The 13,590-nt window shown below is 62.4% G+C and carries 10 protein-coding genes; 4 read left to right on the top strand and 6 right to left on the bottom strand.

Going from position 1 to position 13,590, the window contains the following annotated elements:
• Positions 1-4: 4 nt before the first annotated feature.
• Both E0L37_RS13610 and E0L37_RS13605 read right to left on the bottom strand, forming a co-directional pair.
• Positions 5-1,387, bottom strand: a complete 1,383-nt coding sequence (locus E0L37_RS13610) for a hypothetical protein (protein WP_133492264.1) — start codon at positions 1,385-1,387, stop codon at positions 5-7.
• A gap of 123 nt (positions 1,388-1,510) precedes the next feature.
• Positions 1,511-2,278 (bottom strand): TSUP family transporter, encoded by a 768-nt coding sequence (locus E0L37_RS13605; RefSeq protein ID WP_133492263.1) that lies wholly within the window; start codon positions 2,276-2,278, stop codon positions 1,511-1,513.
• A gap of 158 nt (positions 2,279-2,436) precedes the next feature.
• Between E0L37_RS13605 and E0L37_RS13600 the strand changes: the two genes are divergently transcribed.
• A complete protein-coding gene (locus tag E0L37_RS13600; RefSeq protein WP_133492262.1) occupies positions 2,437-3,804 on the top strand; it encodes a hypothetical protein in 1,368 nt (455 codons plus the stop codon).
• Positions 3,805-3,901: 97 nt separating this feature from the next.
• The gene (locus E0L37_RS13595) at positions 3,902-4,792 is read left to right on the top strand and encodes a neutral zinc metallopeptidase (RefSeq protein ID WP_133492261.1); all 891 of its coding nucleotides are present in this window, start codon (positions 3,902-3,904) and stop codon (positions 4,790-4,792) included.
• Positions 4,793-5,124: 332 nt separating this feature from the next.
• Here E0L37_RS13595 and E0L37_RS13590 read toward each other — a convergent pair whose 3' ends face one another.
• Both E0L37_RS13590 and E0L37_RS13585 read right to left on the bottom strand, forming a co-directional pair.
• Entirely contained in the window at positions 5,125-8,181 is a 3,057-nt protein-coding gene (locus E0L37_RS13590) for an efflux RND transporter permease subunit (protein WP_133492260.1), read from the bottom strand.
• Positions 8,182-8,183: 2 nt separating this feature from the next.
• Positions 8,184-9,338, bottom strand: coding sequence for an efflux RND transporter periplasmic adaptor subunit (locus E0L37_RS13585; protein WP_133492259.1), 1,155 nt, complete (start codon positions 9,336-9,338; stop codon positions 8,184-8,186).
• Between the two features lie 149 nt (positions 9,339-9,487).
• Between E0L37_RS13585 and E0L37_RS13580 the strand changes: the two genes are divergently transcribed.
• Entirely contained in the window at positions 9,488-10,120 is a 633-nt protein-coding gene (locus E0L37_RS13580) for a TetR/AcrR family transcriptional regulator (protein ID WP_133492258.1), read from the top strand.
• Here E0L37_RS13580 and E0L37_RS13575 read toward each other — a convergent pair.
• Complete coding sequence (locus tag E0L37_RS13575; RefSeq protein ID WP_133492257.1) at positions 10,108-11,838, bottom strand: bifunctional protein-serine/threonine kinase/phosphatase; 1,731 nt, start codon at positions 11,836-11,838, stop codon at positions 10,108-10,110. The two genes, E0L37_RS13580 and E0L37_RS13575, sit on opposite strands and share 13 nt — an antisense overlap.
• Before the next feature lie 58 nt (positions 11,839-11,896).
• Complete coding sequence (locus E0L37_RS13570; protein WP_133492256.1) at positions 11,897-12,706, bottom strand: formate/nitrite transporter family protein; 810 nt, start codon at positions 12,704-12,706, stop codon at positions 11,897-11,899.
• Positions 12,707-13,001: 295 nt separating this feature from the next.
• Here E0L37_RS13570 and E0L37_RS13565 point away from each other — a divergent pair, with 295 nt between their 5' ends.
• Complete coding sequence (locus tag E0L37_RS13565) at positions 13,002-13,553, top strand: DedA family protein (RefSeq protein ID WP_133492255.1); 552 nt, start codon at positions 13,002-13,004, stop codon at positions 13,551-13,553.
• The last annotated feature ends 37 nt before the right edge of the window (positions 13,554-13,590 follow it).

Here is a 13,590-nt window from a genome sequence, read left to right as displayed (position 1 = left end):
CCCCTTACTCTTCCGGAGCCTTTTGCTCCAGATCCTTCGTGAAGGTCTGATCATTCTCACCAGTGAAGAACTGGCGGCCGTAAATCAAAATACAAAGGGCCACGCCGACGGCGAAGGCCCAGGTGGCGCCTTGGGTGGCAAGGACCGCGGCGGTGACGCCGGCGATACCCAGGTCCCGCTGGCTGCGGGCCTCCAGAATGCCGATGCGCACGCTGACGTAACCCTGGATCAGCAGGGTCAACGCCAGCGCCACGCCAAGGATCGGTTCCACCAGACTGACGATGGGCATCAACAGCAGACCGGTGTTGGTGCCCCAACGGAACGAACCGGCGCCGCCGAAAATGGAGTCCATGGCCTTGCGGCCTTCCTTGAAGCGCTCGGTAATGACTACATGCATGGCTGCCCACAGCGGGCCGCACATGGCCACGTCGGGGCCGATGATGCTCATGGTGGCATTGCGGCCGCCAAAAATCATATGCGCCCGGTTGGGATCGTAGTCGATTTTCTCGTCCTTGCGGGCCTCGTCCGCCTCGGTTAGCAGCGCCTTGCCCTGCAGCACATCGCCGAACAGCACGATATAGGCCGCCAGCATGGTCGGGATCGCCTGCAGGAACATGCCCGCCGAGGGCAGCCCCAGACCGAACAGGGTGTATTCATTCCAGAGCGTGGCGAAATCCGGCTTGGTGAAGCCCCATTCTATGGTCGGCCAGGGCGCTTCACCAAAGATCGGCGCCACCACGATGGCCAAAGCGATGATCGGAAAAATGCCCAGTTTGCCCAGCGTGGCCCAGAACGCATTGCGGTTTTTCAGGGCGTTGAAGTGACGGGAAAAGATCAAATAGAAGGCGATGCCGATGGCGATGGAAATGGTCCAGGGGAAACTCTCGAAACGGCCGCCGACCTTGAATACGGTGATGACCGCGGCGATGCCGGCGCCCATGATGATGCCGGCCTTGATGGCTGGCGGCACCACATTGACCACCTTGCGGGACAGGCCGGTGAGTCCCAGGAAAATACAAAATCCTCCCAGTAACAACTGGAAAGCGATCAGCGCGTGCACACGCTCCGGGCCTTCCGGGAAGCCGCTGCAATAGGCCATCAGCAACGGGATCGCCGGAGTGATCCAACCCGGTACCACCGGGTCGCCCAGCAGGTGGTGAGTCAGATACAGAATGCCATTGAGCAATACCACGGCAAGGGCTGCTTCAAAGGGCATGCCAAGCAGTTCGGTCATCAGAGGAATGGCCGCCAAATCCACCGCGCACATCAACAGCCCTTGCAGATAATCGGGCCACTCAAAACGATAGTGAATAAAAGGCAGCCGCAGCTTGAACGGGCCGACGGGCCAATAGAGAGTTTCGCCGTCCGGACGTCGGTAGTCACGCATAGTGAGGGCCGTACCTACTGGTGGGAATGACAGGAGGTCAGTTTAGGGCCTGTTCACCCTATTTGCATCCCGCCTGCTGGATGCAAATAGGGTGAACAGGCCCTGGGCCGCCGCCCTCCCGGGTCAAGCGCCGCCGCCCAGAGTGGTGGCCAGGTAGCGAGCCAGCATGGCGATGCAGACCACCACGATCAAAGGCCGGATCAAGCGGGCGCCGCCGCCGATCACGGCGTGAGCGCCGAGGCGCGCGCCCAGCAACTGGCCGGCCACCATCACCGCGCCGGTGGCCCAGAGCACCTTGCCGCCAGCGATGAACAGGGTGAGCGAGGCGATGTTGCTGGCGAAGTTGAGCGCCTTGGCGCGGGCGGTGGCGGTAATCAGGTCGCGGCCACGCAGGGCCACTTCCACCAGGGCGAAGAAGGAGCCGGTGCCGGGACCGAAAAAGCCATCATAAAAGCCGATGCCAGGAACCAGAGTGCGCTCATAGGTGGTATCGCTGATCCGGGGCGCCCGTTCCACTTGACCGGCGCCCTTTGAAAACAGGAAATAGAGGGCGATAACCACCAACACCACCGGAACCAGGAGCTCCAGAATGTCGGTGTGCATCACTTGCACCAGAATAGTGCCGAGGGCACTGCCGACCAGGGAAGCGAGGAAGGCCCCGCGCACATCGGCAATGCGGAAGCGTCGCCGGCGCCACAACGTGAACGCCGCCATGCCCGAACCGAAAGTGCCCTGCAGCTTGTTGGTGGCCAGCGCCTGCACCGGCGACAAACCGGCCAGCATCAGAGCGGGCAGCGTCAGCAGACCGCCGCCACCGGCCAGGGTGTCGATGAAGCCGGCAAGCAGTGACACGAGCGCCAATACCAGCAATATGGAGAGGTCTAGTTCCACGATATCCCTTCCAGGCGAGGGCCTACTTTACCCCGGCTGATGGGGGGCTGGCGATGGCCGTCACTATGTTGCAGCATGATCTGCGTTACCATCGCGGAAACGGAAGGGATGGAACGGCGCCGCCGGGGCTTCCGGCGTGGACGACTGAGGATATTTTGATGGTGGTGTCGGGACAAGGAAAGCTGGAGGGCTGGCTCACGGCGCTGCTGGCGTTGTGGTCGTTGACCCTGAGCGGCTGCCAGCTGTTGCCGCGGGAGCCGCTGCCTGAACCGGGGGTGGTCGCCGGTGCCGGCCGGGATCAGCCCGGTACCCTGCATTTTCAGATATCTCCCGGACATACCGGGTCCTACTACGGTTGGCAGGTGGAGGTGGCCGCCGCCGAGCACAACAAGGGCTTCATTTCGTTTACCTCAAGGCCAATGGAAGCGGGCCAGCGTCTGGACACTCGCCTCTGGGCGGACCGGTATCAGGTGCGGGTGTTGCATTTGGGACGGGTTCGGTTTCAGGAATGGGTACCGGTTTCCGCCGGCGGCGACACCCTGATATCGGTGAAGCTGAGCTTCTTGCGCAGTACCGTGACGCCTCATGTGGGCGAGGAAGCCCACCGCCGCCTGTACGGCACGCCTTCCCGGATACGTGACCTGTCCAGTAACTATCAGCCGTTTACGGTGCACGCCGGTGATGGTTTGCGGGTGATTTTCGATGGGCCTCAATACCGGGGCGAACTGGCCGGTCCGGGGCGGCTCGAGTTCATTCAGAATGGCGCCACGCTGGCCACCATGGCGCAGGCGCGTATCGCCGCCAATGAGATCATCGGTGAATTGCGCTTCAAGGATGAGCGCAAAGTGGACCAGGCGTTGAACGGTGGTTTCTCGTTTCCCGATGGCACGGTTTCCAAATGGTCCGACGGCCGCCGTTTTGACGGGGCTTACCGGGGGCTGCAACCGGATCAGGGCGAACTGCGGTTAGCCGACGGCGATCTGTGGCACGGTTCGGTGGAATTGCTGATGCCGAGAGGGCCGGGAGTGCTCAAGCGACGCGACGGTTCCTGGCTGGAACTGCCGGCGGGCAGTGATCTGCTGACTCTTACCGGCACCGTGCCCTGTGGCCGGAGTAGCGGTGACAGTGGTCAGTGCCATTATCTGGACGGCCAGCGTCTGTCTTCAGCGGTGGATTTGAAACGGCGCCTGACCGGTCGCCAGACTCCTTCCACCGGTTCCGCCACCGGCTGCCAACTGGCCCAGGGGCATTTCAGCCGTGGGCTGGGTCGCAGCCGGTTGATACTGGGGGCCGATGGCAAGGGTGAGTTTGAACAGTATTCCGGTGCCGGCCGGTTCCGTTTCTACACCGAGTTCAAGTATCAGGCGCAGCCCGAACGGCTGGATGTGAAGTACGGCGAAGGCAGCTACACGCACGTGGAGAGCGGGCAGGTTTTGCACCGCACCGGTATCAGCGAGGTGGCGTTGCCGTGCCGTTTTGACGGCCATACCCTGTGGCTGGAAGGCAAGCCCTACCAGCGTAATTGAGCGGAAGCGCGATTTGGCGGCCTCTGAATAAGTATGACGATGTCCCTGGTTTCGAGAGACGTCGTCATACTTATTCAGAGACGATACTGGTGCCATCATGCGTTGGCGAGGAAGACGACAAAGCAGCAATGTGGAGGATCGCCGGGGCCAGCCGCTGAGTGCCGGCAGTGGCGGTGGGGGCGCGGCGCTACTGCTGCTGCGGGTGGTGCCCTGGCTGTTGCGCAGCAAGAGTGGCCGGGTGCTGCTTGTGGTGGGCGTGGTGGGTTATGTCGGTACCCGGTTGCTGGGAATCGACGTGCTGTCGATGGGGCAGGGAAATCCGATGGCGGAGCAATCGCGGCCTCTGTCCGATGAACAGCAGGAACTGGCTGAATTTTCCGCCGTGGTGCTGGCGGAAACGGAGGACACCTGGCGGCGCATCTTCTCCGGTATGGGGAAACAGTACCGTGAACCGACCCTGGTGTTGTTCAGCAATGGCGTGCGCTCCGCCTGCGGCACCGCCAGCTCCGCGGTGGGCCCTTTTTATTGCCCCGGTGACCAGCAATTATACCTGGATCTGACCTTCTTCAATGAGCTGCGCCGCCGCCATGGCGCGCCCGGTGATTTTGCCCAGGCCTATGTGATTGCCCACGAGGTGGGACATCATGTACAGACCTTGCTGGGCATCAGCCAGCGGGTGCGCCAGGCCCGGTCCGGCCTTTCCCAAGCCGACGCCAATGCTCTGTCGGTGCGGCAGGAATTACAGGCGGACTGCTTTGCCGGGGTGTGGGGACATGAAGCCGGGCAAAAGCAATTGTTGGAGGAAGGGGATCTGGAAGAAGCCCTGGCCGCCGCCAATGCCATCGGTGACGATACTTTGCAGGAACAGGCGGGACGCGCCGTGGTGCCGGACAGCTTCACCCATGGCAGCTCGGCCCAGCGGGTAGAATGGTTCCGGCGCGGATTCGACAGCGGCGATATCAGCGCCTGCGATACGTTCGCGCGTTGAAGCAAAAGGGTTCGTCGCGGTTTAGAGGGAAACAGGATTACCCTCCATCAGGGACAGCGGAGCCGTGTTACGCCTTTGCGGGAACGTCGTGAAGCAGGTTCCGCAAAGGCGTAACACGGCTCCGCTTCGAGGTAACCGACGGCCGTTTATGAAAAGGGAAAGGATGTTCCTGTCCACCGCGAGCAAACCATCACACCGGGAGCTTACAGGGATGTATTTACAGCGATCCCGGAAGGCCTCCATGCAGACCCGTGCCCTTGATGGAGACGCCCATTGCCTGAACCAAAAAAAGGGGGGCTTTCGCCCCCATATGCACCACCCTTATGCCTGGATCAGCGGGCCGGACGAGGAACCCGGAACCAGGCGGCGTACAGCGCGGGCAGAAACAGCAGGGTCAAAGCGGTGGCGACGATCAGGCCGCCCATGATCGCCACGGCCATCGGGCCGAAGAAATCACTGCGGGACAATGGAATCATCGCCAGCACCGCGGTGAGCGCGGTAAGCGCGATGGGCCGGAAGCGTCGCACCGTGGATTCGATAATGGCTTCATACTGGCCTCGGCCCTGGGCCAGGTCCTGGCCGATCTGGTCCACCAGGATCACCGAGTTGCGCATGATCATGCCGGCCAGAGCAATGGTGCCGAGCATGGCGACGAAACCGAACGGTTGGCCGAAGAGCAGCAGGAACAGAGTGACGCCGATCAGTCCCAGAGGCGCGGTCAGGAACACCATCACCGTCAGCGAGAAGCTGCGCAGTTGCAGCATCAGCAGCGTCAACACCACCAGCACGAACAGTGGCATGCCGGCGTTCACCGATTTCTGGCCGCGGGCGGATTCTTCCACGGTGCCACCCACTTCCAGTAAGTAGCCCGGTGGCAGGGCGTCACGGATGTCCTGCAACGTGGGCTGGATCTTGTTGACCAGGGTGGCGGGTTGTTCGTCGCCGTAAATGTCCGCGCGGACGGTCACCGTGGGCAGTCGATTGCGGTGCCAGATGACGCCTTCCTCGAAGCCGTATTCCAGGGTGGCGATCTGGGACAGCGGCACGCTGCGGCCGTCCTCGTTCTGCACCGCCAGGCTCGGCAACAGCCCCAGCGCCTCGCGCTCGCGGGCATCACCACGGACTTCCACATCGATCAACTCGTTGTCTTCCCGGTACTGGCTGACCGCCACCCCGGACAACGAGCTTTGCAGGGCCTGGGACAGATCGGCGGTATTGACGCCGAGGGCCCGGGCGCGGTCCTGGTCGATGTTCAGGCGTACCACCTTGCTGGGTTCTTCCCAGTCCAGATGCACGTTGCTGACTTGCGGTTGTTCGCGTATCCGCTGTGCCACTTGCCGGGCCAGGTCACGAACTTCGCTGATGTGTTCTCCGGAGACCCGGAACTGGATCGGATAGCCCACCGGTGGGCCGTTCTCCAGCCGCGACACCCGCGACCGCACGGTGGGGAAGTCCGCCGCCAGTGTGTCGATCAGCCAGGAGCGTACTTCTTCCCGCTCCTCGATATTGCGGGTCAGTACAACGAACTGGGCGAAGCTCGCCGCCGGCAGTTGCTGGTCCAGAGGCAGATAGAAGCGGGGAGAGCCGGTGCCGACATACGCCACGTAGTTCTCCACCTGGTCATTTTCCGCCAGCAACGCCTCCAGCCGCTCCGCCTGGGCCTGGCTGGCTTCCAGTGAGCTGCCTTCGCTCAGCTTCAGGTCCACCATCAGTTCCAGCCGCGCGGAAGCCGGGAAGAACTGTTGCGGCACGAAACGGAACAGCGCCACCGCGCCAATGAAGATCGCCACCGTCATCACGATCACGGTTTTGCGGTGGTAAACGCACCAGCTCACCAGCGCGCGGAAACGACGGTAAAACGGCTTCTGATAGGGATCGTGCACTTCGCCGGTATCATCGCGGCGCGCCAGGTTCGGCAGCAGTTTGTCACCCAGATAAGGCACGAACACCACCGCGGTGATCCAGGACACCAGCAACGACAAGGTCACCACCTGGAAGATGGAGCGGGTATATTCACCGGTGCCGGACTGGGCCGTGGCGATCGGCAAAAACCCGGCCGCGGTGATCAGCGTGCCGGTGAGCATCGGGAAAGCGGTGCTGGTCCAGGCGAAACTGGCCGCCTTGATCCGGCTCAGGCCCTGCTCCATTTTGATCGCCATCATCTCCACCGCGATGATGGCGTCGTCCACCATCAATCCCAGTGCCAGTACCAGCGCCCCCAGCGAAATCTTGTGCAGGCCGATGTCGAAGTAGTTCATCGACGCGAACGTCATCGCCAGGACCAGGGGAATGGACAACGCCACCACCAGGCCAGTGCGCAGCCCCAGCGAGAAAAAACTCACCAGCAGCACGATCACCAGGGCCTCCACCAGCACCCGCACAAAGTCGCCGACACTGGCGCGCACCGCCGCCGGCTGGTCGGAGACCTTATGCAGCGACAGGCCGGCGGGCAGGGTGTCCTGCAGGTGGGTGAATTCTTTTTCCAGGTTTTCACCGAGGGCGAGAATGTCGCCGCCGGCCTTCATGGAGACCGCCAGGCCAACGGCGTCCTCGCCCATGAAGCGCATGCGTGGTGCCGGCGGATCGTCAAAGCCGCGATAAACCCGGGCGATGTCCTCCAGGCGCAGGGTGCGCCCCTCGAACCGGATCGGGAAGCGGCGGATCTCCTCCACGCTTTGGAAATTACCGGAAGCACGCAGGCGCACCCGGTCGGTGGGTGTTTCAAAGTAGCCGGCGTCGGAAACCGCGTTTTGTTGCTGCAGGGCTTGCTGTACCGCGCCAAGCGGAATCCCCAGAGCGGCCAGCTTGGTATTGGACAGCTCCACCCAGATTTTCTCGTCCTGAAGGCCGATCAGTTCCACCTTGCCCACATCCGGGACCCGCTGCAGGGCCAGTTGCAGGCGGTCGGCGTAGTCTTTCTTCAGGGCGTAGTCGAAGCCGTCGCCGGTGAGCGCGTAGATGTTGCCGTAGGTGGTGCCGAACTCGTCATTGAAGAATGGTCCCTGGATCCCCTGGGGCAGGGTGTGGCGGATATCGCCCACCTTTTTGCGCACCTGATACCAGAGATCGGGGATGTCGTCGGAATGCATGTCGTCCCGCGCCATGAACATGACCTGGGACTGTCCGGGGCGGGAAAAGGACGTGATGCGGTCGTAATCCCCGGTTTCCATCAGCTTCTTTTCGATGCGCTCGGTGACCTGGCGGGAGACGTCCTCGGCGCTGGCGCCGGGCCACAGCGTATTCACCACCATGACCTTGAAGGTGAACGGCGGGTCCTCGCTTTGTCCTAGCTGGCTGTAGGACAGTGCGCCGAGGGCCCCGAGAATGATCATCGCGTAGAGCACCAGGGCGCGGTTTTGCAGCGCCCATTCGGACAGATTGAAACGCATCCTCAGTGTCCCCCGTCGCCAAAGTTCACCTGGCGATTGCGACGGTCCACCGGTTTCACGGTCTGGCCTTCGCGAAACAGCTGGGTGCCGGCGGCGACGATCCAATCATCGGTTTCCAGGCCAGCAAGCACCGGCACTTGGTCTTCCTGGTAGGGTCCGATGCGAACCGGCGCTTTCACCAGAGTCTGGTCCGCCGGGTTCACCTTCCAGACATAAGGGGCGTCCGCTTCGGCGGTGAGTGCGCTCAACGGGATGCTCATGCGAGTGTCGCCCTGAGGGAAGAAGGCCCGGGCGCTTTGCCCCAGATCGGCGGGCACGTCGTCGCTGGTGAAAGCCACGCGCGCCGCGTAGGTGCGCAATTGCGGGTCGGCGGACGGGGCGATCTCGCGGACCCGGCCGTCATAGTGCTCACCGGGTCGCGACCACAGCTCCACCTTCACGTCCTGCTGGAGAGAAACCTGATTGACGCGGTTTTCCGGCAGATGGATCAGCACCTCGCGGTCGCCATCGGCGGCCAGCGTGAACACGGTCTGGCCGGCCGCCACCACCTGCCCGACCTCGACCTGACGGCTCATGATGACCCCGTTCCGGGGCGCACGCAGTTCGGCGTAACCGGCCTGATTGCGGGCTACTTCCAGATCGGCGCGGGCCTGGCGCAATTGTGCCGCGGCGGCTTCGAGCTGGCTGCTGACTGAATCGTACTGCGACTGGCTGATCACCTTGCGTTCCAGCAGGGTCTGATACCGTTTCTGCTCACTGCGCGCCAGATCATGGTCGGCCTTGGCGGCGGCCACCCGGGCGCGGGCGGCATCCAGTTGCAGGCGCACGTCACGGGGGTCGATGCGGGCCAGTGACTGACCCTTCTCCACCCGGTCCCCGACTTCCACCAGACGCTCGATCACCTTGCCGCCGACCTGGAACGCCAGATCAGGCTCGTAGCGGGCGCGGACCTCGCCGGCGAAGCTGTCATGGCCGGTATGAGTGCTGTTCGGCTGGACCACCAGAGCGGTGCTGATGGTGTGCTCGGTGGTGGCGGCATCACCGCTGCAGCCGCTGAGCGCGCTGGCGAACAGGGCGACGAGAAACAGCAGGGGCAGGCCGGAAGCGCCCACGCGATGAGTGGGTAAGTGCGATGTGGATCGGTTGCGGCAAGTCATGGAACACCTTATCCCTTGTTGGTACCCCCGGGCGGGAAAGAGCGCCTGCGGATAGCAGCAACAACAACGTCGTTATTTTGTCGGTTGAATGGTAAACTCGCCGGTATAGTAAAATTAGTGAACTCGCCAGTCCATCATTTGTTGAGATCATGTCGAACAATCCGACTCGCAGCGGCCCGGGCCGCCCCAAAGACCCCGCCAAACGCGACGCCATCCTGTCCGCCGCCACTACCTTGTTCCTGGGACAGGGCTACTCCGGCACCAGCATGGATGCCATCGCCGCCGCCGCCGGTGTGTCCAAGCTCACCGTCTACAGCCACTTCAAGGACAAGGAAGCGCTGTTCGCCGCCGCGGTGGAGATCAAATGCCAGGGGCAGATGCCCTTGCCGATCTTTCATTTCGATCAGAGCCAGTCGGTGGAACAGGTGTTGCTGCGCATCGCCCGCTCCTTCCATGAGCTGGTGACCCAGGAGGACGCGGTCAATCTGATGCGCCTGATGGCGGCTCAGGCCGGCCAGGACCAGACCATGGCCCGGCTGTTCTTCGAGGTGGGCCCGCAACGAACCTTGCTGGACATGGAGCGGCTGCTGGCGGAGCTGGATCGGCGCGGCTTATTGCGGGTGGCGGCGCCGGATCGTGCCGCCGATCACTTCTTTTCCCTGATCAAGGGCTGCCATGAAATGAAGGTATTGATCGGTTGTGGCGTACCGCTGACGGCGGAGGACGCCGAAGCCCATATCTCCGAGGCGGTGGCCATGTTCCTGCGCGCTTACGCGCCATAGAGACGCACGGCGAGCAGCGCCACCAGCAGTGCCAGCACGGCACTGACACTTTGCCAGAAACGCACCGGATGGCGGTCCATCAACGGCGGTCGGATTGGGTGCGTGAGCCCCGGATTGGGGTGGCGCAAGTCGTGGATAAATTCCGATAGCTCCCGGTAACGTTTGTCCGGATGCGGATGCACCGCCTTGCGCAGTGCTCCGTCCACCCAGGATGGCAGATCGCGATCATCGCGTAAGGCGCTGCGATAGCGGAGCCGGTTCTGTGCGGACCGGGTCCGGCACTGGGACACGGCGGTACCGTAGGGCAAATCTCCGGTCAGCAGTTGATAGGTGATGACACCGAGGGAAAACAGATCGGAGGCGGTATCGCCCGGTTCTCCGAGAAAGTATTCCGGCGCCATGTAGGGCAGGGTACCTTGCGGCGCTTCCCGGTCCCGGGGCGGGGCCAGCTCGGCCAGCCCGGCCACGCGGGCGGCGCCGAAGTCGATCAGGGTGACGGTGCCGTTGGCGTCGATCATCACGTTTTCGGGGCGCAGGTCCTGGTGCAGAATCTCGCGCCGATGGAAGGCGTACAGTGCGCGGGCGATCTGTTCCACCAACTCCCGAACCGTTTCCAGAGCCGGGTTGGGGTGGTCACGCATCCACTGCGTCAGGGTTTCCCCCTCCACATAGTCCGTCACCGTATACAGGTAACGACGTTGCCGTTGCCGTGGCGGCGCCTTGAGAACATGGGGATGGTCGATGCGGTGGGCGATCCATTCCTCCATCATGAACCGCTCCAGAAAGGCACGATCATTGGCGCGGTCGATGGCCGGGGTTTTCAGTACCACGGTGGCGCCACTGTCCAGATCCTCCGCCAGATAGACGTGGCTGCGGCTGCTCGCGTGCAACTCCCGCAGGATGCGGTAGCCGTCGAATTCCATGCGGACACGCAGCTCCGGCGGGAGCGGCAGATCATCCAGACGGCCGGATACGGCGGAGGGCTCTGCTTGCGGCAACCGGTCGATACGCAGCACCTGCACCGTCAGATTGTCCTCGCTGCCATGCTCGTAAGCCAGCGCCACCAGGGTTTTCGCCGCCTGTTGTGGATCGGTTTGCGAGGCCAGAGTGCGGGTCAGGGTGTCGGCATCCAGGTGTTCGTGGACGCCGTCGGTGGCCAGCACGAACCAGTCCCCTTCCGTCACCGGTACGCTGAGATGATCGATTTCCGCGCGGGCGTTCATGCCCAAGGCCCGGCTCAGGTAGCTCTGCTCCCGTGACACCCATAACCGGTGATCTTCGGTCAGCTGTTCCAGGACTCCGTTACTCAGCCGATACAGGCGGGCATCGCCCAGATGGAAGCAATGGGCGCTGTCGCCTTTGATCACCAGGGCGGTGAAGGTGCACACATAGCCCCGGTCCAGATCATAGCGGTACTGGCTTTGGCGGGTCTGCGCGTGCAGCCAGGCGTTGGTGGCGTTGATCACCCGTTGCGCGGATTGCCGTACCGACCAGGTTTCCGGAGTGCTGAAGTAGTCTTCTAGGAAGCCGCTGACCGCGGTTTCCGCGGCGATATGACTGACGTTGCTGCTGCCAATGCCATCGGCCAGCGCCAGGGCCAGTCCCTTGTTGACCAGCGGTGGCCCCTCGGGGATCAGGGCGCCGTGGAAATCCTGATTGGCCGGTTTGCGGCCCTTGTCGGAATACTGTCCCAGGGACACCTTGAGAGAGGAAGGCATGGCGATGAGCGCCCCGTCCGATGCCGGGGCGCGGTCCTGTCGGTTGTTGTTCCCTGGATTACAGGGACCGTTTCGGCGCGGTGCGCACGTGGGTGGTGTAGAGAGTCAGACCGGTGAAGGCGAGACCACCCACCAGGTTGCCCAGCGCGGTGGGGATCTCATTCCAGATAAAATAGTCCGCCACCGAGAAATCACCGCCCATCAGCATGGCACAGGGGAACAGGAACATGTTCACCACCGAGTGCTCGAAGCCCATGTAGAAGAACAGGAAAATCGGCATCCACATGGCGATCACCTTGCCGGATACGGTGGTGGAAACCATGGCGCCGACCACGCCCATGGACACCATCCAGTTGCACAGCATGCCGCGAATGAAAATGGTGATCCAGCCGGCCAGGCCATATTCGGCATAGCCCAGAGTACGGGACTCACCAATGGCCGCCAGCTTTTCGCCCACCGCCCCCGGCTCGGTGTTGAAACCGTAGGTCAGAATGAACGACATCATGAACGCCACCGTCAGCGCGCCGGCGAAATTGCCGAGGAATACCAGCCCCCAGTTCTTCAGCACGCGGTTGGTGGTCACCCCCGGCCGCCGATCCAGCAACGCCAGCGGCGTCAGCATGAAGACACCGGTGAGAAGGTCGAATCCCATCAGATAGAGCATGCAGAAGCCGACGGGAAACAGCAGGGCCCCGATCAGGGGGTTGCCGGTTTGTACCGTGATGGTTACCGCCATGGCCGCCGCCAGGGCGAGGATGGCGCCGGCCATGTAGGCACGGATCAAAGTGTCGCGGGTCGCCATGTAAATCTTCGATTCACCGGCATCCACCATTTTTGTCACGAACTCGGAAGGTACTAGGTAAGACATGGTCGCACTCTCTGGATCATCGATGTTTGCGGAAAGCCTTTAAAAGCGTCGTTCTATTGCTATGGAAAGGATCAGCAAGAACCGCACCAGGAGAGCGGGGAAATTGTTAACTATTTGATGTAAAAGGGATTTGTTGTTTTGATGGTAGTGGTGCCCCAGGTCCGGTCCGAAAGTATGGCGCCATTGTGGTGCGTCAGGTTCGGTCCGTTTTGGTGCTTTTCCGGAAGGCATGTCATTCATTGTGCGATGTGGGCAATCGGGTTAGGCTGCCGGCTTCCTCCCGCCGGTCTTCGCCATGCTTCAACAATTCCTGGAACACTTCGGCTATCCCGCCCTGTTCGTGGGGACCTTCCTGGAAGGCGAGACAATACTGGTGCTGGCGGGGTTCCTGGCGTTCCATGACTATCTGCGTCTGGATCTGGTGATATTCACTGCTTTCGCCGGTGCTTTTTGCGGCGATCAGCTCTGGTTTCTGCTCGGGCGCCATCATGGCCGGCGGTTGTTGCGACGTAAGGCGCGCTGGGAAGCAGCGGGGGAAAAAGCCCTGGGGCTGGTGCGGCGCCATCCGGATCTGTGGGTGCTCGGTTTCCGTTTCGTCTATGGTCTGCGTACGGTGATGCCGGTGGTGATTGGCCTGTCTGGTTATCCGCCGCGCCGCTATCTGTTTTTCAACGCCCTGGGCGCCGCGATCTGGGCAACGGCGCTGGGCGGCGCCGCCTTCCATTTCGGTACCTTGCTGGAAGGGTTGCTTGGCCATCTGAAGCGTTATGAATTTTATGTGTTGGGGGCGCTGTTGCTGATCGGTGTGCTGATGTGGCTGTGGCGCCATTTCCGTGCACCCCGCTGAGACACGATTCGCTGCCAAGGCAGCTTCCCACAGCGGC

Origin of the sequence: Alcanivorax sp. 24, assembly GCF_004360225.1 — a bacterium.
GTDB classification, from domain to species: Bacteria; Pseudomonadota; Gammaproteobacteria; order Pseudomonadales; family Alcanivoracaceae; genus Alloalcanivorax; species Alloalcanivorax xiamenensis.
The sequence above is the reverse complement of the archived record's forward strand: the minus strand, read 5'-3'. Positions and strand labels throughout refer to the sequence as shown.

What these genes read in the sequence shown, in the direction of transcription:
- E0L37_RS13610 (WP_133492264.1), bottom strand. Translation starts at nt 1,387, where the DNA reads ATGCGTGACTACCGACGTCCGGACGGCGAAACTCTCTATTGGCCCGTC.
- E0L37_RS13600 (WP_133492262.1), top strand. Translation starts at nt 2,437, where the DNA reads ATGGTGGTGTCGGGACAAGGAAAGCTGGAGGGCTGGCTCACGGCGCTG.
- E0L37_RS13595 (WP_133492261.1), top strand. Translation starts at nt 3,902, where the DNA reads ATGCGTTGGCGAGGAAGACGACAAAGCAGCAATGTGGAGGATCGCCGG.
- E0L37_RS13590 (WP_133492260.1), bottom strand. Translation starts at nt 8,181, where the DNA reads ATGCGTTTCAATCTGTCCGAATGGGCGCTGCAAAACCGCGCCCTGGTG.
- E0L37_RS13585 (WP_133492259.1), bottom strand. Translation starts at nt 9,338, where the DNA reads ATGACTTGCCGCAACCGATCCACATCGCACTTACCCACTCATCGCGTG.
- E0L37_RS13580 (WP_133492258.1), top strand. Translation starts at nt 9,488, where the DNA reads ATGTCGAACAATCCGACTCGCAGCGGCCCGGGCCGCCCCAAAGACCCC.
- E0L37_RS13575 (WP_133492257.1), bottom strand. Translation starts at nt 11,838, where the DNA reads ATGCCTTCCTCTCTCAAGGTGTCCCTGGGACAGTATTCCGACAAGGGC.
- E0L37_RS13570 (WP_133492256.1), bottom strand. Translation starts at nt 12,706, where the DNA reads ATGTCTTACCTAGTACCTTCCGAGTTCGTGACAAAAATGGTGGATGCC.
- E0L37_RS13565 (WP_133492255.1), top strand. Translation starts at nt 13,002, where the DNA reads ATGCTTCAACAATTCCTGGAACACTTCGGCTATCCCGCCCTGTTCGTG.